General features: G+C 64.9%; 16 protein-coding genes. 11 read left to right on the top strand and 5 right to left on the bottom strand.

Annotation, left to right across the window (positions count from 1 at the left end; all coding sequences use genetic code 11):
• Positions 1-54 precede the first annotated feature (54 nt).
• The 5 genes from CVM73_RS00485 to CVM73_RS00465 all read right to left on the bottom strand — a co-directional run bounded on the left by CVM73_RS00485 (position 55) and on the right by CVM73_RS00465 (position 7,081).
• Positions 55-3,294, bottom strand: coding sequence for a bifunctional cytochrome P450/NADPH--P450 reductase (locus CVM73_RS00485; protein ID WP_100230064.1), 3,240 nt, complete (start codon positions 3,292-3,294; stop codon positions 55-57).
• A 128-nt stretch (positions 3,295-3,422) separates the two neighbouring features.
• The gene (locus CVM73_RS00480; RefSeq protein ID WP_167406533.1) at positions 3,423-4,418 is read right to left on the bottom strand and encodes an alpha/beta fold hydrolase; all 996 of its coding nucleotides are present in this window, start codon (positions 4,416-4,418) and stop codon (positions 3,423-3,425) included.
• Positions 4,419-4,428: 10 nt separating this feature from the next.
• Positions 4,429-5,979 carry a wax ester/triacylglycerol synthase family O-acyltransferase gene (locus tag CVM73_RS00475; RefSeq protein WP_100230062.1) on the bottom strand — a complete coding sequence of 517 codons (1,551 nt, stop codon included), beginning with the start codon at positions 5,977-5,979 and terminating at the stop codon, positions 4,429-4,431.
• Positions 5,980-6,026: 47 nt separating this feature from the next.
• Complete coding sequence (locus tag CVM73_RS00470) at positions 6,027-6,827, bottom strand: esterase/lipase family protein (RefSeq protein WP_100230061.1); 801 nt, start codon at positions 6,825-6,827, stop codon at positions 6,027-6,029.
• Positions 6,827-7,081: a DUF6489 family protein gene (locus CVM73_RS00465; protein ID WP_100230060.1), complete on the bottom strand. Its 255-nt coding sequence runs from the start codon at positions 7,079-7,081 to the stop codon at positions 6,827-6,829. The genes CVM73_RS00470 and CVM73_RS00465 overlap by 1 nt, the downstream gene beginning before the upstream one ends.
• 306 nt (positions 7,082-7,387) lie before the next feature.
• Here CVM73_RS00465 and CVM73_RS00460 point away from each other — a divergent pair, with 306 nt between their 5' ends.
• The 11 genes from CVM73_RS00460 to CVM73_RS00410 all read left to right on the top strand — a co-directional run bounded on the left by CVM73_RS00460 (position 7,388) and on the right by CVM73_RS00410 (position 20,397).
• Positions 7,388-8,983, top strand: coding sequence for an ABC transporter substrate-binding protein (locus CVM73_RS00460; protein WP_100230059.1), 1,596 nt, complete (start codon positions 7,388-7,390; stop codon positions 8,981-8,983).
• Between the two features lie 104 nt (positions 8,984-9,087).
• Positions 9,088-10,068, top strand: coding sequence for an ABC transporter permease (locus tag CVM73_RS00455; RefSeq protein ID WP_100230058.1), 981 nt, complete (start codon positions 9,088-9,090; stop codon positions 10,066-10,068).
• A gap of 10 nt (positions 10,069-10,078) precedes the next feature.
• Positions 10,079-11,050, top strand: coding sequence for an ABC transporter permease (locus CVM73_RS00450; protein WP_100230057.1), 972 nt, complete (start codon positions 10,079-10,081; stop codon positions 11,048-11,050).
• A gap of 13 nt (positions 11,051-11,063) precedes the next feature.
• A complete protein-coding gene (locus tag CVM73_RS00445; RefSeq protein WP_100230056.1) occupies positions 11,064-12,050 on the top strand; it encodes an ABC transporter ATP-binding protein in 987 nt (328 codons plus the stop codon).
• The gene (locus tag CVM73_RS00440; RefSeq protein ID WP_100230055.1) at positions 12,047-13,036 is read left to right on the top strand and encodes an ABC transporter ATP-binding protein; all 990 of its coding nucleotides are present in this window, start codon (positions 12,047-12,049) and stop codon (positions 13,034-13,036) included. Before CVM73_RS00445 ends, CVM73_RS00440 begins: the two co-directional genes overlap by 4 nt.
• An 81-nt stretch (positions 13,037-13,117) precedes the next feature.
• Positions 13,118-14,923, top strand: a complete 1,806-nt coding sequence (locus CVM73_RS00435; RefSeq protein ID WP_100230054.1) for a gamma-glutamyltransferase family protein — start codon at positions 13,118-13,120, stop codon at positions 14,921-14,923.
• 9 nt (positions 14,924-14,932) lie between these two features.
• Positions 14,933-15,643 (top strand): DUF1028 domain-containing protein, encoded by a 711-nt coding sequence (locus CVM73_RS00430; protein ID WP_100230053.1) that lies wholly within the window; start codon positions 14,933-14,935, stop codon positions 15,641-15,643.
• The gene (locus tag CVM73_RS00425) at positions 15,640-16,629 is read left to right on the top strand and encodes an ABC transporter ATP-binding protein (protein ID WP_100230052.1); all 990 of its coding nucleotides are present in this window, start codon (positions 15,640-15,642) and stop codon (positions 16,627-16,629) included. Before CVM73_RS00430 ends, CVM73_RS00425 begins: the two co-directional genes overlap by 4 nt.
• A 175-nt stretch (positions 16,630-16,804) precedes the next feature.
• Positions 16,805-17,914 carry an ABC transporter ATP-binding protein gene (locus tag CVM73_RS00420; protein WP_100230051.1) on the top strand — a complete coding sequence of 370 codons (1,110 nt, stop codon included), beginning with the start codon at positions 16,805-16,807 and terminating at the stop codon, positions 17,912-17,914.
• 22 nt (positions 17,915-17,936) lie between these two features.
• A complete protein-coding gene (locus CVM73_RS00415; protein ID WP_100230050.1) occupies positions 17,937-19,445 on the top strand; it encodes an ABC transporter substrate-binding protein in 1,509 nt (502 codons plus the stop codon).
• Between the two features lie 10 nt (positions 19,446-19,455).
• On the top strand, positions 19,456-20,397 hold the full coding sequence (locus tag CVM73_RS00410; RefSeq protein WP_100230049.1) for an ABC transporter permease: 942 nt from the start codon (positions 19,456-19,458) through the stop codon (positions 20,395-20,397).
• The last annotated feature ends 3 nt before the right edge of the window (positions 20,398-20,400 follow it).

Raw genomic sequence — 20,400 nt, 5'->3', positions numbered from 1 at the left:
CCGCGAAATCCCGGATGTCGCTTCGCTCATCCGGGCTACAAGATTGAGCTTCGCCTACCCACCCGCCCAGACGTCCAGCACATAGCGATTCTTCGCGCCCATCTCGTCGATCCAGCGTGCACCGGCGGCGGCATCGCTGCCGCTCTTCTCGCGATGGATCGCAACCAGCGCCGCCTTCACGTCGGGCTCCATCTTGCCGCCATCGCCGCAGACGTAAATGATGGCGCCCTGCTCGATCAGCGGCCAAACCTTGTCCTTCTGCGCGGCGAGCACGTGCTGCACATAAGTCTTCGGTCCGTCCGCGCGCGAGAATGCGGTGAAGAGCTCGGTGATACCGCCCGACGCCAGCGCCTTCAGCTCGTCGGCGTAGAGAAAATCCTGATCGGGATGGCGGCAGCCGAAGAACAGCATGGCCGGACCGAGCGTGGCCCCCTTCGCCTTGCGCGCCGCGCGCTCCTGGAGGAAGCCGCGGAACGGTGCAAGCCCCGTGCCCGGGCCGATCATGATGATCGGCATGGATGGATCATCCGGCAAGCGGAAGCCCGCCTTGGTCTCGCGCACGGTGGCATAGATCGCATCGCCAGCGCGACGGTTCGCGAGATAGTTCGAGCAGATGCCCTTGTAGGTGCCGCGACCGGACGCTGCCGGACCTTCGACCACGCCGACCGTGACGCTGCATCGCACCGGATCGACCGACGGCGAGGACGAGATCGAGTAATAGCGCGGCGCCAGCAGCGAGAGCATTTCCAGATAGACGTGGAACGGCAATTCGCAGGCGGGATATTCGAGCAGCAGGTCGAACACCGATTTGCGCCTGGCCAGGATCTCGCTGCGGTAGCGCTCGAGCGGCTCGGATTCCTCGCCGACGAAGCCCAGCAGCTTCGGCTTGGTGACCGGGCAGCGCGTGTGCTCGGCCATGATCTGGATCTGCTTGCGGGTCGCAACCTGCTGCATCTCGACGAACTCGCTGAGCAGACGGCCGACCGACACGGCCTCGCCGACCGGCAATTGCGCGCGCCGGCCTTCGGCGACCTGCAACCTGATCTGGTCGGCCGGCAGGAAGCCGAAGCGGCGGGCAACGGAATCCACCAGCGTCGGATCGTTGCGCGGAACGACGCTCAAATGATCGCCGACCCGATAAGTCATGTTGGACGGCAGCTGCACCTCGATGTGCCGCGTCGAACGCTCCGACGGATTGGGGCCGCTCTTGTTCTGGAGTTCGTCGTTGGCCAGCACCTTCATCGCCACCGCGCCGCCCTGGGCGACGATGGTGTTGACGGTAGTCACCGCGACCGGCTCGATCGCATAGAGCGGATCGTCCTCCGCGGTGCGGGTGAAATTCCAGTCGATGCCGAACTCCTTGGTCGCAACCTGGGCCGCCGCCGGGAACCATTTCTGGAACTGGCCGTCGAGATCGCTGCGCGCGTCGCCCTCGCCGCGCGGATAGACCGCGCGCGCGCCGTGCTTGGACAATTGCTCGTCGATAAAGCGCGGCACCGATTGATAGGTCGCGGCCCAGTCGCTGTTGCCGCAGCCGAACACGGCGTAGCGCACGCCGGCAAAGGCGTCCTTCGGCAGGTCGTCACCAAGCCATTTGACGAACTGCGTCGCATTGTCGGGCGGCGCGCCGTTATAGGAGGCGCAGATGATCAGCACCCCGCCCTCCTGCGGCAGCTTGCCGACATAATCGTCGAGCGGGCCGAGCTGCACGGCGAAGCCGTTGATCTCGGCAAGGTCAGCCATGCGTGTTGCGAGCTCCTCGGCGGTACCGAGATTGGAGCCGTAGAGCACCAGCATCGGCGTGTTGTGGCCGGGCCGCGTGGTGGGTTGGCGCTGCGCCTTCGGCGCCGAGGACGCAACCGCAACGGGCCCGCCATAGGCGCCGCGTTCGCGATCGGCGCGTGGACGCACCTTGATCTTGAAGCCTTCCGGCTTCATCGTCAGCGTCTCCTTCAGGTGCATCTGGTAGCGCTGGTGGTCGATCAGCTTGAAGCGCTGCAGGATCATGCCGAGCGCGAGCGCCGCCTCGTGCATGGCGAAGCCACGGCCGATGCAGGCGCGCTGGCCGTTGCCGAACGGCTTCCAGGCATTGATCGGCCGATTGGCCTCCGCCTCGCGGCTGAAATTCTCGGGATCGAAGGCATCAGGGTTGGGACCCCACACGCTGGGATCACGATGCAGTGCCGTCACAAGAATGGTGACGAACGTGCCCTTCCTGAGCCTGTACTTGCCGCCGCCAATCGTCTCATCCTGCAGCGGCGAGATGCCGTAGGCCGGCGCCGGCGGCCACAGCCGCAGCGCCTCCTTCAGGATCTGGGTGATGTAGGTGAGCTGCGTCACCTGCTGATAGGCCGGCTTCGCGTTGACATCGGGGCCGAAGACGCGATCGACCTCGTCATAGGCCTTCTTGAGAATGTCCGGATGCTTGAGCAGCGCATAGAGCGTGTAGGACAACAGGCCGCTGGTGGTCTCGTGCCCCGCGATCAGGAACGTGTTGATCTGGTAGCGGATGTTGATGTCGTCGAGCTGCTCGCCGGTTGAGCGGTCGACGCCGGTCATCATCGCAGCGAGCATGTCCTTCTTGTCGTCGCCCCCTTCCGCGCTCTTGCGGCGCTCGGCAATGATCTCGTCGACCATCTTGTTCATGAAGGCAACGTCCTCGGCGAGCGTCTTGCGGCGCTTCTGCATCCAGAGCTGCTCGAACGGCAAGCCGCGCGTCATCATGATGGTTTCGAGCGAGCGCACCAGCGACTCGACGAAGGGATGGTAGTCGCGCCGGTAGAACGAATTGAAGCGGTAGTCGAATCCGCACAGGCCGATCGTATCAAGCGTCAGCGCGGTCATGTCGTGGACGACGTCGATCTTGTCGTCGGCGTTGAGCCGCTCCCATTTCTGGACGAGCTGCTCGGCGATGTCGACCATGCTCGGGTGATAAGACTGCATGGCGCGGTTGCCGAAGGGCTGGAGCAGGATGTTGTGCGCCTTGCTCCAGTTCGGCTCCCTGGTGTCGGCCGTGAACAGGCCGTCGCCGCCGACCGCGCGCACGCGCCGCAGCGCGCCGCGCACCGTCTTGTCGAAGCGCTTCTCGTCCGAGAGCTCGTCGACGAGATCGTGGCCGGAGACGACGACGATCGGCGAGCCCATCATGTCGAGCCAGAAGATCGGACCGAGCTCCTTGGCAAGCCGCGTCAGGTGCTGCACGGGGGCGGCCGGGTCCAGCGACAGCATGTTGCCGACCACCGGCTTGGTCGGCGGGTGCGGGATCGGGTCCAGACGGTTCTTGGATGACGACATTAAATGCGCTTCCCCCTGATCGCGTCATTCCGGGGCGATGCGCAGCATCGAGCCCGGAATCTCGAGATTCCGGGCTCGCCCTTCGGGCGCCCCGGAATGGCGTCTCACTTACATCGGTGACTGCGTCGTCACCCAAACCGCCTTCTACGCCATTCGATCAGCTTGGCGCTGACCTCTTCCGGCTTCTCCTGCTGCGTCCAATGGCCGCTATCCTTCACGAGATACTTCTCGAGGTCGGCGATCAGCTTCTCCATGCCGTCGGCAGCCGACGGCGGCAGCACCGCGTCGTTCTCGGCCATGATCATCAACGAGGGCACGTGGACGTGATGGTCCAGCCCCTCGGAGCGTTGCCAGTTGCGGGTAAAATTCCGGTACCAGTTGATGCCGCCCGTGAACCCGGTCTTCGTAAACGTGTCGACGAAGACCTTCTTCTCCTCCGCCGACAGGATCGGCGTGCGCGGATCATGCCTGGCGTCGTAGTTCGCAATCATCTGCGGAAATGCCAGGTTGATCCGGGGTGAAGCGCCGATGCCGGCAATCGGTTCTTCCGCAGGCGTACCCTCGGGGCGCGCCACCGGCTTGCGCATGAAGGCATCAAAGGTCTCTTCGACGCGGCTGCCGAAAATCCTGTCGGGCTCGCGCGCCGGATCCTGGAACTGGACGATATACATGTGGTCGCCGAACCGCTTGCGGAACAGCTCGATCGGATCGGCCGGCGCGCGATCCCAATGCGGCGTATTGACCCCGACGACACCGGCGACGCGCGATGGATGGCGCAACGGCATCTGCCAGACGACGAAGCCGCCCCAGTCGTGGCCGACGAAGATCGCCTTGTCGATCCCGAGATGATCGAGCAGGCCGACGAGATCGCCGGTCAGGTGCTCGAGATCGTAGTCCTCCACGCGCTCGGGCCGGTCGGTCGCGCCATAGCCGCGCTGGTCCGGCGCGATCACCCGGATGCCGGCTTCGCTCAGCGCCTTGATCTGGTGGCGCCAGGAGAAGGCGAGTTCGGGCCAGCCATGGCACAGCACCATCGGCGGCTTGTCGCTCTGCGGGCCGGCCTCGTAATAGCCCATACGGATTCCGTTCGTCTGCACGAACTTCAGCGGCGGCATGTCAATCATGGCGGACTTCCTACTCTGCAGCGCCCTTGACCTCGGCCGCCGGCGGCGCAAAGGCGGCCTCCAGCGCGGCGAACTCCTCCGGCAGCATGTCGCACATCACCTGCACATGTGGAATGATGTTGGCACCGACGATGAAGCCGAAATCGAGCTGGTCGCGATAGCTCTGCACGGTGATGTTGAGCGCCTGCCCGTGCGTCGCGATCGACACCGGGAAGATGTGCAATAGCTCGGCGCCGGCGGCATAGAGCGTCTGCCGCGGCCCGGGCACGTTGGAGACAGTGATGTTGGCGGCCGGCGGCAGCACGTCGGAGAGATTCGAGCGGCTGTAGAGCAGCGCCAGGATCTGCACCATGATCGGCGCGCCCAGCATCGAGATGTTGGAGACCTGCGGCATCAAGGCGCGCAAGGGATGCGACATCTCCTTGGACTTGGTCGATTGCGCGATGATCGCCTCCAGCCGCGCCTTGGGATCGGCGATGTTGGTCGCGATCGAGCAGATCATGCCGAACACCTGGTTGTTGGCTTCGGTGTTGCCCTCCTCGCGCAGCGAAATCGGCACCGCTGCCGTCAAGGATTTCGCCGGCAGCGTGCCATATTGCAGGAGGTAGCGGCGGACGACGCCGGAGGCGAGCGCCAGCACGACGTCGTTGAGCTTGCCGCCGGCCTGCTTGGCCAGCGCCTTGGCCCGTGACAGCGAGATCGACACGCCGGCGAAGCTTCGCTCGGACGAGATCGTCTTGTTGAGCATGGTCGGCGGCGACACCATGCTGGCAAGGCTCTCGCGCGATTTGGGATCGGCGACCTTGCCGAGCACGTCGGACACGCTCTTGAGCACGGTCGGGATGTTGCCGGCGAAACGAACGGCGCTCTCGATCTGGTACATCGCGTTGTCGAACAGGATCGAGCCGATGTCGCTCTTGCCGGTGCGCGGCAGTTGCAGGTTCTTCGCGGCCGCCGAGGCATCAAGCGGCTGTGTGAAGAGCTGCTGATAGGAATCGAGTAGGTTCGCGGCGATATCGCGCGGCTCCTGTCCAGGCTTGGTTCCACCCGTCGGCGGCTCGACCTTTCGCGGGATCGGCGAGATGTCGTAGATCATGTTGGTCAGCGCCGCACCGGCCCCGCCATCGATCGCGGCGTGGTGCATCTTGGAATAGAGCCCGACCTCGTTGTCCTTCATGCCCTCGAACACGTAGAACTCCCAGAGCGGGCGCGCGCGGTTCAAGAGCTTGGCGTGCATCCAGCCGACGATGCGCTCGAGCGTGGCGCGGTCGCGCGGCTGCGGCAGGCTGGCACGGAATATGTGGCGGTCGATGTCGAACTGGTCGTCCTCGACCCAGGAGGGATGATCGATATCAAGCGGTGCCTTCTCCAGCCGCGCCTTCAGGATCGGCGCGATATGCAGGCGCGAGACGATCATCGCCTTGAAGTCTTCGAAGAAGTCGCCCTTGTAGTCGTCGGGCAGGCGAAAGATCGCCATGCTCCCGACATGCATCGGCATCTCAGGCGTTTCCAGATAGAGAAACGACGCGTCCAGCGACGACAGCTTCTTACCGTCAGCCATGGTTCCCTCCCGCAAGATGTGACGGGCGCCTTAGGCGGCGCTTCTCGTCAGGCCGATACTGCCTGTTCCGGCGGGGCATATGCAATGGCAAAGGGCCCTGCCCGGTCAAATGGCGAGAACTCCCCCTCCGGTTGCGCCAGGCGGTCCGCCACGGCCCACAGCGCCGCCGGGTTCACCCCGAGCCCGATATGGCTCGCCAGGTACACCTCGATATTCTCGGCGCGGTCGGAGGGGCGGAGCAGACAGGTCCGCCAGTTCACGACGCCGTCAGCGCGCGAATAGATCGACGTCGTCGGCACCGGCAGATCGCCGGCAATCGCCTCGCGCGCTTCCGCAAAATCCTCCACCCTCTCGCCGGACATCGCCTCGTAGAGTCGCGTGGCGTTGGTCGCCCGCACGTCGTTGGCAAAAGGGCTGCCGAGCGTGATGACGTAACGGACCTTGTCGGGTGCCCAAAGCGCCAGATCGCGGGCATAGACGCCGCCGAGGCTCCATCCGACCAGGCTGACCTTGCGTCCCGTGGCGGCATGGATTTCGGTCAAACGGGCGCGCAGCGAATCCCGCATCCGCCCGAGCCCGCCGATATTGCGGCCCATCCGCCAGGCATGTGCCTCATAACCGAGCTCGCTGAGATAACGCCGCATCGGCACCATCGAGAGATCGCTGGCGAGAAAACCCGGCAGCGCCAGCACAGGATGGCCGTCGCCCCTCGGCGCGCGCATCAGCAGTGGCGACAGCAGCAGGCTCGCATTCAACTCGAATAGCCCACGGGCCTCGGCGAGCAGCAGGCCGAGACCCGGCGGACGAAGCCGGCCCGGATCCTGCGCCCCGTCCCGCCAGGACTGCACTATTTCTTCTTGTCGTTGCTGCGCGTGCCCAGGCCGGCCATCGCGACGAACATGTCCTGAAACCGCTCCGCGATCTTCGGATCGAACGTGAACCAGCTCTGGATCAGGGATTCCGGCGAGACCTTCTCGATGTTGCTCAGAACCTGCTGCTGCAGCTTCTCCATCACCGCCGTCTGCATCGGCGCCACGTCAGGCAGACCGAAGAACTGGCGGGCCTCGAGGGGGGTGCAGTCGATTTCGATGTTAACCTTCATGTCCCCTCCATATGAGATTCGAGCGGCCTGTCCGGAGTATCGCCGCGAGTTGTGGCGCAACGCAAGCGACCTGATGCCGGTGCGACATGCCCGGTCCTGCAATCAGCCGGTATGGTCAACCAAAGTCGAAAGGCGCGGTCCTCCATGCCGGGCGACACGGTCAGCATTGCTGCACAGCGGCGCAACTTGGCGCGTTCCTTGCTGGAATGGCGCTTGCACGGGTCGAGAACTCTGGGCAACATGGATCAGTCAGCCTCGCCGAACAATCAAAAATCACCGGCGTGGGCAGTGTGGAGAGGGTCAAGAATGTCAGTCGGTCGAAGTCTGTTTGCGGCGACGCTCGCCGGTACGCTTGCGTTGGCGGTCTCGCCGGCGTCGAGCCAGACGCTACGTTATGCCAACCAGGGTGACCTGAAGTCGCTCGATCCCTATACCCTGAACGAGAGCACCACCCACGCCCATCTCGGCCACGTCTATCAGGGCCTCACCGCGCGTGACAAGGATCTCAAGATCATCCCCGCGCTGGCGGAAAGCTGGGAAACCCCGGAGCCGACCCGCTGGCGCTTCCATTTGCGCAAGGGCGTGAAATTCCACAACGGCGACCCCTTCACCGCCGATGACGTGCTGTTCTCCGCCGACCGCGTCCGCAAGAAGGGGTCCAATATGCAGACCCGCCTTGCGCCCGACGTCAAGGTGGTCAAGGTCGACGACTACACTGTCGATTTCATCCTGCCCTCGCCCAATCCCATCCTGCATAACTCGTGGGATGTCTGGTACATCATGGACAAGAAATGGGCGGAGGAGAACAACGTCGTCGATCCGACGCCGGTGGCGGCGACCACGCCGAGCTATGCCTCGCTGCACGAGAACGGCACCGGTCCCTTCGTCATCGAGAGCCATCAGCCCGGCGTGAAGACCGTGTTCAAGGCCAACCCCAATTACTGGGGCAAGATGGAAGGTAATCTGAAGGAGATCATCTTCACCCCGATCGCCTCCGATGCAACCCGTGTTGCAGCGCTGCTCTCGGGCGAGGTCGACGTCATCGAGCCGGTGCCGATCCAGGACATCTCCCGCGTCGATTCCAGCCCGAACGCCCAGGTGCTGAAGGGGCCGGAGCTGCGCACCATCTTCATCGGCTTCGACCAGACTCGCGACGAGCTGCTCTACTCCAACATCAAGGGCAAGAACCCGTTCAAGGATGTCCGCGTCCGCGAGGCCTTCTACAAGGCGATCGACATCGAGCTGATCAAGACGCGCGTGATGCGCGGGCTGTCGACCCCGTCGGCGCTGATGATCGCCCCGGAACTGTTCATCCTGTCGAAGGAGTTCAAGCGGCCGAAATTCGATCCTGACGGCGCCAAGAAGCTCCTGACCGAGGCCGGTTACCCCGATGGCTTCGAGGTCACCATGGACTGCCCGAACGATCGTTACGTCAACGACGCCGCGATCTGCCAGGCCGTGGTCGGCATGCTCGCCCGCATCGGCGTCAAGATCAATCTCCTGGCGCAGCCGAAGGCGCAATACTTCGCCAAGGTGCTGAAGCAGGGCGGCTACCAGACCTCGTTCTATCTCCTGGGCTGGACCCCGAGCACGATGGATTCCCATAACGTGCTCTATGACATCATGGGCTGCCGCGACGATGCGAAATCCTCGCGGGGTGAAGCCAATCTCGGCGGCTATTGCAACAAGGAGTTCGACGCCATCACCGACAAGGTGCTGGTCGAAGCCGACACTGCCAAGCGTAACCAGCTGATCAAGCAGGCCTACGAAATCGGCATGAAGGACTGGGCCTACATCCCGCTGCACCAGCAGGCGCTGGCCTGGGGCGTCTCGAAGAAGGTCAACCTGCCGCAGCGCGCCGACAATCTCGTCATGTTCCACTGGGCGACCAAGAAGGAATAGCGTCGGTTGAACTCGAGGTCCCGGCGGCGTCAGGTTTCCGGGACCTTTCCTTTTCCGGCTGACAAGGACGTCGGCCGTACGCACACTCAAGGACAGTGGAAGGCATGCTCGCTTTCACGCTTCGCCGCGCCGTTCAGGCCATCGGCGTCATGTTCGCCGTCGGCATCATCGCGTTCTCGATGTTCCGTTTCGCCGGTGATCCCGTCAACCAGATCGTCTCGATCGATACGTCGGCGGCCGAACGCGAGATCGTGCGCAAGTCGCTCGGCCTCGACGACCCCGTGCCGGTGCAGTTCGCGCGCTATTTCGCCGACGCGGCGCAGTTCAAGTTCGGCGTCTCCTACCAGTTCCGCCAGCCGGTCTCGGCGCTGTTGAGCGAGCGTATGCCCGCCACACTAGAACTGGCGATCTGCGCGACCGTGTTTGCGATGGTGTTCGGCATCCTGATGGGCGTCTATTCGGCGCTCAAGCGCGACACCGTGCTCGCCAAATTATTCCAGGCGGTTTCGCTGATCGGCATTTCGCTGCCGACCTTCCTGATCGGCATCCTCCTGATCTACCTGTTCGCAGTGACCTTGGGCTGGTTGCCCTCGTTCGGCCGCGGTGAAGTGGTCAAGCTCGGCTGGTGGACGACGGGCCTGCTCACACTGTCCGGACTGAAGGCACTGATCATGCCCTCGATCACGCTCGGCCTGTTCCAGATGACCCTGATCATGCGGCTGGTGCGTGCGGAGATGCTGGAAGTGTTGCGGACTGACTATATCCGCTTCGCCCGCGCGAGGGGGCTGACCACCCGTGCCATCCATTTCGGCCACGCGCTGAAGAACACGCTGATTCCGGTGATTACCGTGGCCGGGCTTCAGTTTGGCTCGGTTATTGCATTTTCGATCATCACCGAAACCGTGTTCCAATGGCCGGGCATGGGACTTCTATTCGTGCAGGCCGTGCAAAACGTCGATATCCCGATCATGGCCGCCTACCTGCTGATGGTTTCGCTGATCTTCGTCACCATCAATCTGGTGGTTGACATCCTCTACACCGTGGTCGATCCGCGCCTGCGCTCGACCGTCGGCCGCGCCGCATAAGGCAGCCTGCATGTCCGACGCAGTCGTTTCCAACTCCGACAAACAGGGCGCGCAGCCGATGCAGGCCGCCCACAGCTGGTTCAGCCGCGCGCTCGACAGTGACCTGCTCTATTCGTTCCGGCGCTCCAAGCTCACCATGGTGGCGGCGGCCATCACGGTTCTGTTCTTCCTGCTTGCGATCTTTGCCTCCTGGCTGGCGGTGCAGAACCCCTTCGATCCGGCACAACTGCAATTGATGAATTCGCGGATTTCACCGCTGTGGACCGCGGACGGTCAGAGCCCGTTCCTGCTCGGCACCGACGAGCAGGGCCGCGACGTGTTCTCCGCCATTCTCTACGGCATGCGCATCTCGCTCGCCGTCGGCGTCGCCGGCGTGATCTTCGCCGGCGCGCTCGGCATCGCGCTCGGCCTCATCGCCGGTTATTTCGGCGGCGCAGTCGACGGCGTGATCATGCGGATCGCCGACGTGCAGCTCACCTTCCCCGCCATCCTGATCGCGCTGCTGGTCAATGGCATCGCGAAGTCAATCCTCGGCAACCGGCTGGATGCCACCAGCATGCTGGTGGTTCTGGTGATCTCGATCGGCCTGAGCTTCTGGGTGGGATATGCCCGGACAGTGCGCAGCTCCGTCATGGTCGAGAAGAACAAGGACTACGTGGCTGCCGCGCAGCTGATCGGCCTGCCCGCGCCAAAGATCATGCTGCGTCACGTGCTGCCGAACACGATGGGACCGATCCTGGTCATCGCCACGATCAACCTCGCGCTGGCCATCATCACCGAGGCGACGCTGTCCTTCCTCGGCGTCGGCCTGCCCGACACCATGCCCTCGCTCGGCACGCTGATCCGGATCGGCAACAATTATCTGTTCGCCGGCGAATGGTGGATCGTCGCCTTCCCGGGGCTGGCGCTGGCAGCGCTGATCCTGTCGATCAACCTGCTCGGCGACTGGCTGCGCGACGCGCTTAATCCAAAGCTTCGATGAGTATGCGTTATCCATGACCGAGCCCGTTCTCTCCGTCCGCAACCTCAAGGTGGAGTTCGCCTCCCGCCGCGGCACGCTGCGCGCCATCGACGGCGTCTCCTTCGACATCGCCAAGGGTGAGGTGCTCGGTGTCGTCGGCGAATCCGGCGCCGGCAAGTCCGTCACCGGCCTCGCGGTGATCGGCCTTATCGATCCGCCCGGCCGCATCGCCGGCGGCGAGATCCATCTTGCGGGCCTGCGCATCGACAATCTGCCGCCGGAGGAGATGCGCCGTATCAGGGGCAAGCGCATCGGCATGATCTTCCAGGATCCGCTCACCTCGCTCAATCCGCTCTACCGGGTCGGCGACCAGATCGTGGAGACGATCCGAACCCATCTCAACCTGTCCGAGGCGGCTGCGCGCCGCCGTGCCATCGACCTCTTGGCCGAGGTCGGCATTCCCGCCCCGGAAAAGCGCATCGACGGCTATCCCCACGAATTCTCCGGCGGCATGCGCCAGCGCGTCGTGATTGCGCTGGCGATCTGCGCGGAGCCGGAGCTGATCATCGCGGACGAACCAACCACCGCGCTCGACGTCTCCGTGCAGGCGCAGATCATCTCGCTGATCAAACGGCTCGGACGCGACCACGGCACCGCCGTGATGCTGGTAACTCATGACATGGGCGTGATCGCCGAGACCTCGGACCGGGTCGCGGTGATGTATGCCGGCCGTGTCGCCGAGATCGGCCCCGTGCAGGACGTCGTGAAGAACCCGCTGCACCCTTACGCCAAGGGCCTGATGGGCGCGATCCCGACGCTGGCCGGAGACGACAAGCGCCTCGTGCAGATTCCCGGTTCCATGCCGCGGCTGTCGGCCATCCCGCGTGGCTGCTCGTTCAATCCGCGCTGCGCCTTCGCCTTCGATCGTTGCCGGGTCGAGCGGCCGGAGCCGCTGCCGCGCGGCGCGCAATCGGTCGCCTGCCATCTCTATGACAATGTGCCGGCGGAGAGCGCGGCATGAGCGTTCCCTTCGTCCAGGCCAGAAACCTGCGCCGCGTCTTCGACGTCTCAAAGCCCTGGCTGAACCGCGTGCTCGAAGGCGGGCATCTCGAATTTCTCAAGGCGGTCGACCACGTCAGCTTCGAGATCAGGAAGGGCGAGACGTTCGCGCTGGTCGGTGAGTCCGGTTCCGGCAAGACCACGGTAGCGCGGATGGTGGTCGGCCTGCTGCCCCCGAGTGCTGGCGACGTGCTGATCGACGGCGTCTCGATGACGGACCCGCGGCAGGCGCCGGCGCGCCGAAAGCTGCGCCGCCGCATTCAGATGATCTTCCAGGACCCCTATGCGAGCCTGAATCCGCGCTTCCGGGTCGATGCCATCATCTCCGAGCCGATCCGCGCCTTCGACCTGATCCAGGGCGAGCGCGACATCCAGGCCCGCGTCGGCGAGCTGCTCAGCCTCGTCGGCCTGCACCCTGACGACCGGCTGAAATATCCGCACGAGTTCTCCGGCGGCCAGCGCCAGCGCATCGCGATTGCACGGGCACTCGCCTCCGATGCCGAGTTCATCGTCTGCGACGAGCCGACCTCGGCCCTCGACGTCTCCGTGCAGGCGCAGATCCTCAATCTGATGCGCGATCTCCAGGACAAGTTCGGTCTGACCTACATGTTCATCAGCCACAACCTCGCCGTGGTCCGTCACATGGCGAGCCGCGTCGGCGTGATGTATCTCGGCCGCATCGTCGAGATCGCGGAAGGACGTGAGCTGTTCGCCCGTCCGCGCATGCCCTACACCAAGATGCTGCTCGGCGCCGTGCCGGATCTCGCGATGAGCGGCCGCCAGCGCATTCCGGTCAAGGGCGAGATCCCGAACCCGATCAGTCCACCCTCCGGTTGCGCCTTCAATCCGCGCTGCCCGCTGGCGTTCGATCTCTGCCGCAAGGAAACGCCGGAACTGATCGACGGCGTTGCCTGCCACGCAGTCAACACCGCGCCGGTCCCGGCGTGACGCGCGCGTGCCATGCAGCCTGCGCATTTGGCGGCGGCGTGGCCCTGTGATCAATTGCGCGCGCCGCAAATGGGGTAGCCGATGACGAGCAAGATCAATCCCGATCCATTCACGACGAGGCCCGAGATCGAAGGCACGTTCGGGGTGGTCGCCACCACGCACTGGATCGCGACCGCCGTCGGCATGGCCATGCTCGAAAAGGGGGGCAACGCTTTCGATGCCGGCGTCGCCACTGCCTTCACGCTCCAGGTCGTCGAGCCGCATCTAAACGGCCCCGGCGGCGACGTGCCCATCATCGTGCATGACGTCAAGCGCGGCCGCACCGAGGTGATCTGCGGCCAGGGCCCGGCGCCGGCGCGCGCCACCATCGCGCATTACAGGAGCGAAGGGCTCGACATGGTGCCCGGCACCGGCCTGCTCGCCGCCTGCGTCCCCGGCACCTTCGAATCCTGGATGATGCTGCTGCGCGACTACGGCACGATGCGCGTGCGCGACGTGCTGGAGCCGGCGATCTCCTATGCCCGTGACGGCTATCCGCTGGTCGAGCGCGCCTGCGCCACCATCCAGACCGTCGAGCAGCTGTTCCGCAAGCATTGGCCGACCTCGGCTGCGGTGTACCTTCCGAACGACGAGGTGCCGAAGCCCGGCACGCTCTTCACCAACAAGACGCTGGCCGCGACCTACGCCCGGATCCTGAGCGAGGCGGAAAGCGGCGGCGGTGGCCGTGATGCCGAGATCGAGCGCGCGCGAAAGGCCTGGTCGCAAGGTTTTGTCGCCGAAGCCATCGACAAATTCTGCCGCACCCAGGAGGTGATGGACGTCAGCGGCTCGCCGCATCGCGGCGTGCTTTCCGCCGACGACATGGCGCGCTGGCAGCCGACGATCGAGGCGCCGCTCACTTACGACTACGGCCGCTACACCGTCTGCAAGGCCGGCGTCTGGAGCCAGGGCCCGGTGACGCTGCAGCAGCTCGCGCTGCTGAAGGGCTTTGCACTCGACGGGCTCGATCCGACCGGGCCGGAGTTCATCCATCTCCAGATCGAATGCGCCAAGCTCGCCTTTGCCGACCGCGAAAAATTCTACGGCGACCCCAAGTTCAATGAGATCCCGATCGCAACGCTGCTGTCGGACGCCTATAACGACGAGCGCCGCAAGCTCGTCACCGACAAGGCCTCGCTCGATTTCATTCCCGGCTCGGTCGAGGGCTTTGGCGGCGTGGTCAAGCTGCGCCGCGCGGAAGGCCAGCGCGAGGCGGTCGGCGCACTCGGTGCCGGCGAGCCGACGGTGGGGCGCTTTGGCGAAGTGCGCGGTGACACCGTGCATTTCGACATCATCGACAAGGCGGGCAACATGGTGTCCTCGACACCGTCGGGCGGGTGGCTGCAATCCTCGCCGATCATTCCCGAACTTGGCTTCTGTCTGGGCAGTCGCGCCCAGATGTTCTGGCTGGAGGAAGGCCATCCCGCCGCGCTCGCGCCGGGCAAGCGGCCGCGCACGACCTTGTCGCCGACCATGGCACTGCGCGATGGCGAGCCTTATCTGGCCTGGGGTTCGCCCGGCGGTGATCAGCAGGATCAGTGGATCACGCAGTTCTTCCTGCGCCACGTCCATTGCAACCTCAATCTCCAGGAGGCGATCGACGCGCCGGCCTGGCATTCCGAGCACTTCCCGATCTCGTTCTGGCCGCGCACCGCGCGTCCCGGTGTGCTCGTGGTCGAGAACCGCGTGCCCAAGGCGACGATCGAGAACCTTCGCGAGCGCGGGCATATCGTCGAGGTCGGCCCCGACTGGTCCGAAGGCCGCCTCACCGCGGCCTCACGCGTAGGTCGCCGCCGTCGCGCCGCCGCCAACCCGCGCGGCATGCAGGGCTACGCCGCAGGGCGCTAGAGGCAGCACATGACCTGGTCGATCATCGCGCGCGATCCTGCCACCGGCCAGTTCGGCATCGCGGTTGCGACCCGTTTCTTCGCCGTCGGCGCGCGCGTGCCCTATATCGCCGCCGGGCTCGGCGCGATCGCGACGCAGGCCTTCGTCAATCCCTATTACGGCATCGACGGCGTCAAGCTGCTGCGTCAAGGCTTGAACGCACACGATGTTCTCTCCACCTTGCTCGCGACCGATGACGGTCGCGAAAGCCGCCAGATCCACATCATGGATACGAGCGGCGCAATCGCCGCGCATACCGGACGCGATTGTGTCGACTGGTGCGGCCACCTCGCAGGCAGCGGCTTCTCGATCGCCGGCAACATGCTCGCCGGCGCCGACGTGCTCGACGAAACCGCGAAGACCTATATCGCCAATGACAGCCTGCCCTTTCCGCGTCGCCTGCTCGCGGCCATGCGCGCGGGCGAAGCCGCCGGCGGCGACAAGCGCGGCAAGCAGTCCGCCGCACTGCTGATCCACGGCGAGGAGGAATGGCCGGCGCTGGACGTTCGCGCCGATGATCATCCCGATCCGCTCGGCGAGCTCGAACGGCTCGAGCGGGTCAGCCAGGAGCTCTGGGTGCACTTCCGTGCCTCCATGCCGACGCGGCAGAATCCGGCCGGCAATACCGATCGCAGCGCCATCGACGCCAGCATCGCAGCAGCGCGCGCAAGGCGATCATGAGCGTCAGCCCTCTCATCGAGATCAGGGACCTGCGCATCCGCTTCCACGGCGACGACGGCCGCATCACCTATGCGGTCGACAGTGTCGACCTCAGCGTCGCCAATGGCGCAACCCTCGGCCTTGTCGGCGAATCCGGCTGCGGCAAGAGCGTGACGTCGCTGGCGATCATGGGCCTTTTGCCGAAGCAGAGCGCCGAGATATCAGGTGCGATCCGCTTCGACGATTTTGACCTGCTGAAGACCCCGGACCAGACGCTGCGCGACCTCCGCGGCAATCGGCTCGCGATGATCTTTCAGGAGCCGATGACCTCTCTCAACCCGAGCTTGACCATCGGCGATCAGATCATCGAGACGATCCTTCGCCATCGCGGCGGTTCGCGGCGCAATGCGCGCGAGCGGGCGATCGAGTTGCTACGCCGCGTCCACATCCCCTCACCCGAGCGGCGCATCGACGAATATCCGCACAAGCTCTCCGGCGGCATGCGCCAGCGCGTCATGATCGCCATGGCGCTCGCCTGCGATCCCCGCCTCTTGATTGCCGACGAGCCGACCACCGCGCTCGACGTTACCTTGCAGGCGCAAATCCTGGAGCTGATGCGCGAGTTGAAGGCCGCCAGCGGCGCTGCGATCATCCTGATCACCCACGATCTCGGCGTCGTCGCCGAGGTCTGCGACGAGGTCGCGGTGATGTATGCCGGCGAGATCGTCGAGCGCGCGCCGGTGGATGAATTGTTCTCGGCACCGCAGCATCCCTATACTGTCGGCCTGCTCGGCTCGATCCCGCGCCTCGACCACCGCGCCGAGCAGCTTGCGACCATCGAAGGCATGGTCCCGAACATGGCGCAGCCTCCCGCTGGCTGCCGCTTCGCCGCGCGTTGCCCCTTCGTGCTGGACGCCTGTATCAAGGCGCCGCCACCGCTGATCGAGACCAGCCCCGGCCACCTCTCGCGCTGCATCCGTGCGCCGCTCGAACGCCTGGTGTCGTGATGGCGCTGCTTTCTCCTCGCGTGCCCCGGGCGCAGCGCATCACAAGCGAAGCGCAGTGGTGCGCTGCTGAATCGGGGCCCATATGGCGACAATCTGGGTCCCGGTTCAGCAGCGCAACACTTCGTGCTGCGCCGCGCCCGGGACACGAGATCGGTGTTTGCGAGGAGCAAGCGCGATGACCGCCCTTCTCGAGGTCGAAGGCCTGGTCAAGCATTTCGTCGCCGAGCGCTCGCTGTTCGGCCGGGCGGTGGCGCATGTCAAAGCTGTCGATGGCGTGTCGTTCTCGCTGGAAGCCGGCAGGACGCTGGCACTCGTCGGCGAGTCGGGTTGCGGTAAATCCACCGTCAGCCGTCTGGTGCTCCGGCTAATCGAGCCGGATGCCGGCTCGGTGCGTTTCGACGGCCGCGATCTGCTCGCGCTCGACGCCGGCGGCTTGCGCGCCTTCCGCCGCGAGGCCCAGATCATCTTCCAGGATCCCTACGCCTCGCTCAATCCGCGCATGACGGTCGGCCAGATCCTGACCGAGCCACTGGCGCTGCACGATCTCGTTCCGGCGGCGCGGCGGTCCGAGCGCGTCGCAGAGATCTTGCGGCTGGTCGGGCTGGAGCCGCGGCTCGCGCGGCGCTATCCGCACGAATTCTCCGGCGGCCAGCGCCAGCGCATTGCCATTGCCCGCGCGCTCGCGGTCGAGCCGAAGCTGATCATCTGCGACGAACCGGTCTCCGCGCTCGACGTCTCGATCCGCTCGCAGATCCTCAACCTGCTGCGCGAGCTTCAGGACCGGCTCGGCCTCGCCTACATTTTCGTCTCCCATGACCTCGCCGTCGTCAAGCACATCGCCGACCGCGTGGCCGTGATGAATCTCGGCCAGATCGTCGAGGAGGCCGATGCGGACGAGTTGTTCGCCACGCCGCGCCATCCCTATAGCCGCGCGCTCTTGTCTGCGATCCCCCTGCCGCAGCCTCACGCCAAGCGCGCGAAGGTCCTGTTGCAAGGTGAGATCCCGAGCGCGCTCAATCCGCCCCCCGGCTGCCGCTTTCACACCCGCTGCCCGTTCGTGATCGAGCGCTGCCGCAACGAGGCACCGGCGCTCTTGGCCGACGACGGCGGCCACGCCACCGCCTGTCACCGCGTAAGCGAGCTGCCGTCGGCCGACACCCTCTTGCCGGCCGCCGGCGGGGTTTCGCCGGCCCTTGCAAAATTGGTCGCGGCCTTCAGCCGAAAGACGGAAGGCGCGGCCGTCTCCGGGGTTGGTATACAAGGCACCGCGCCCACAACGAAATAGCCGCCGCAATGGGGACTGTCCGATGAAGATGTTTCGCCTGGCCGCAACGGCCGCCGCCTTCCTGCTGTCGTTCGGAGCCGCGCAAGCCCAGACCACGCTGCGCATCGGTCTCGCCGAGGACCCCGACATCCTCGATCCGACCATGGCGCGCACCTATGTTGGCCGCATCGTGTTCTCCGCGTTCTGCGACAAGCTGTTCGACATCGACGAGAAGCTCAATATCGTGCCGCAGCTCGCGCTATCCAGCGAAACGGCCGACGACGGCAAGGCGCTCGTCATCAAGCTTCGCCCCGGCGTGAAATTTCACGACGGCGAACCGTTCGATGCCGAGGCCGCAAAGTTCTCGCTGGAACGCCACCTGACGTTCCCCGGTTCTTTCCGCAAGCCGGAGCTGGCCTCGGTCGATCACATCGAGGTCGTCGATCCCCTGACCGTCAAGCTGGTGCTGAAGTCGCCGTTCTCGCCGCTGCTCGCCCAGCTCACCGATCGCGCCGGCATGATGATGTCGCCGAAGGCGGCAAAAGAAGCCGGCGACAAGTTCGGCCTGCGTCCGGTCTGCGCCGGCCCCTACAGATTTGTCGAGCGCGTGCAGCAGGACCGCATCGTGTTCGAGAAGTTCGCGGACTACTGGAACAAGGACAATGTCTTCATCGACAAGATCGTGTTCCAGCCGATCGTCGATGCCACCGTGCGGCTGGCGAACCTGAAATCCGGCGGTCTCGACCTGATCGAGCGCGTGCTTGCCACTGACCTCAAGGAGGTTCGCGCGGACCCACGGCTGAAGGTCGCGACCGCGATCGAGCTCGGTTACCAGGGCATTACGCTCAACATCGGCAAGGACAAGGCCAAGGGGCCGCTCAGCCAGTCCGTCAAGGTGCGACAGGCGCTCGATCTCGCCATTGACCGCGAGGCGATCAACCAGGTCGTGTTCAACGGCGAGTTTCAGGTTGGCAATCAATGGGTCAATCCCGATCATCCCTATTATCAGAAGTCCCAGCCGGTCCGTGCCCGCAACATCGAGAAGGCCAAGGCGCTGCTGAAGGAAGCCGGCGTGACACCGCCGGTTAGTGTGGATTTCCTGGTGCCGAAGGGCGCCGAGACCGAAACGCCGGCGCAGGTGATCCAGTCGATGGCAGCCGAGGCCGGCTTCGACATGAAGATCCGCCTCACCGAATTCGCGACCGGGCTGAAGCAGGCCGAGGCCGGCGACTATCAGGCCTACATGCTGGCCTGGAGCGGCCGCGTCGATCCGGACGGCAACAGCTACGTCTTCCTGCACAGCGGCGCGCCGCAGAATTACGGCGCGTGGACCAATACGCAGGCCGACAAGGCGTTGGAAGATGCGCGGTCGGTGACCGATCCAGCCAAGCGCAAGGCCAGCTACGAGACCTTGGCAAGGCTGGTCCAGGAGGAAGAGCCGCTCCTCTACCTCTATCACCGCCGCATCATCATCGCGCACACGACGAAGCTCGAAGGCTACAGGCAGATGCCCGACGGTCTCGTGCGCGTGATCGGGCTGAAGCTGAAGTGACGCGGCAAGGATGCTGAACTTTCTCGCCCGCCGCCTTGTGCAGATCGTGCCGACGCTGTTCTTCGTCTCGGTGCTGATCTTCTCGTTGCAGCAATTGCTGCCGGGCGATCCCGCGCTGGTGATGGCGGGCGAAGAGCGCGACCCGGCGGTGATCGAGCAGATCCGGCGCCAGTACCGGCTCGATCAGCCGGTTCCTGTGCAATATGCCTATTGGATCAAAGGCGTCCTGTCGGGCGACTTCGGCGAGTCCCTTCGCAACAAGATGCCGGTGCGCGAATTGATCGCACAGAAGCTGCCGGTGACGCTCCAGCTCGGCTCGATGGCAATCCTGATCGCATTCCTGATCGGCATTCCCGCCGGCATCGTCGCGGCCGTGAAGAAAGGCTCCGCCTGGGACTACGGCGCCAATTTCTTCGCGCTGTGGGGCATCTCGACCCCGAACTTCTGGCTCGGCATCATGCTGATCTTCCTGTTCTCGATCGAGCTCGGCTGGCTGCCGGCCTCCGGCTATGTGCCGCTCACCGAGAACTGGCGCGCGAGTCTCGCCGCCACCATCATGCCGGCCTTCGTGCTCGGCAATGCGATTGCCGCGATCCTGATGCGGCATACCCGCAGCGCCATGCTCCAGGTGCTGGAGAGCGACTATGTCCGTACCGCGCGTGCCAAGGGACTGTTGGAACGCTCGGTCATCCTCAAGCATGCCATGCGCAATGCGCTGACGCCCATCATCACGCTCGGCGCGCTCGAGCTCGGCACGCTGCTGTCAGGCGCCGTGCTGACGGAGCAGATCTTCTCCATCCCGGGCTTCGGCAAGCTGATCGTGGACGCCGTCTTCAACCGCGACTATGCGGTCGTGCAAGGCGTGGTGCTGGTGACGGCCACCATCTACATCACGCTGAATCTCATTGCGGACGTCGCCTATATCCTCGTCAACCCGCGGCTGCGGGGCTAGTGC

This window comes from Bradyrhizobium forestalis, from assembly GCF_002795245.1.
GTDB lineage: Bacteria > Pseudomonadota > Alphaproteobacteria > Rhizobiales > Xanthobacteraceae > Bradyrhizobium > Bradyrhizobium forestalis.
The sequence above is the reverse complement of the archived record's forward strand: the minus strand, read 5'-3'. Positions and strand labels throughout refer to the sequence as shown.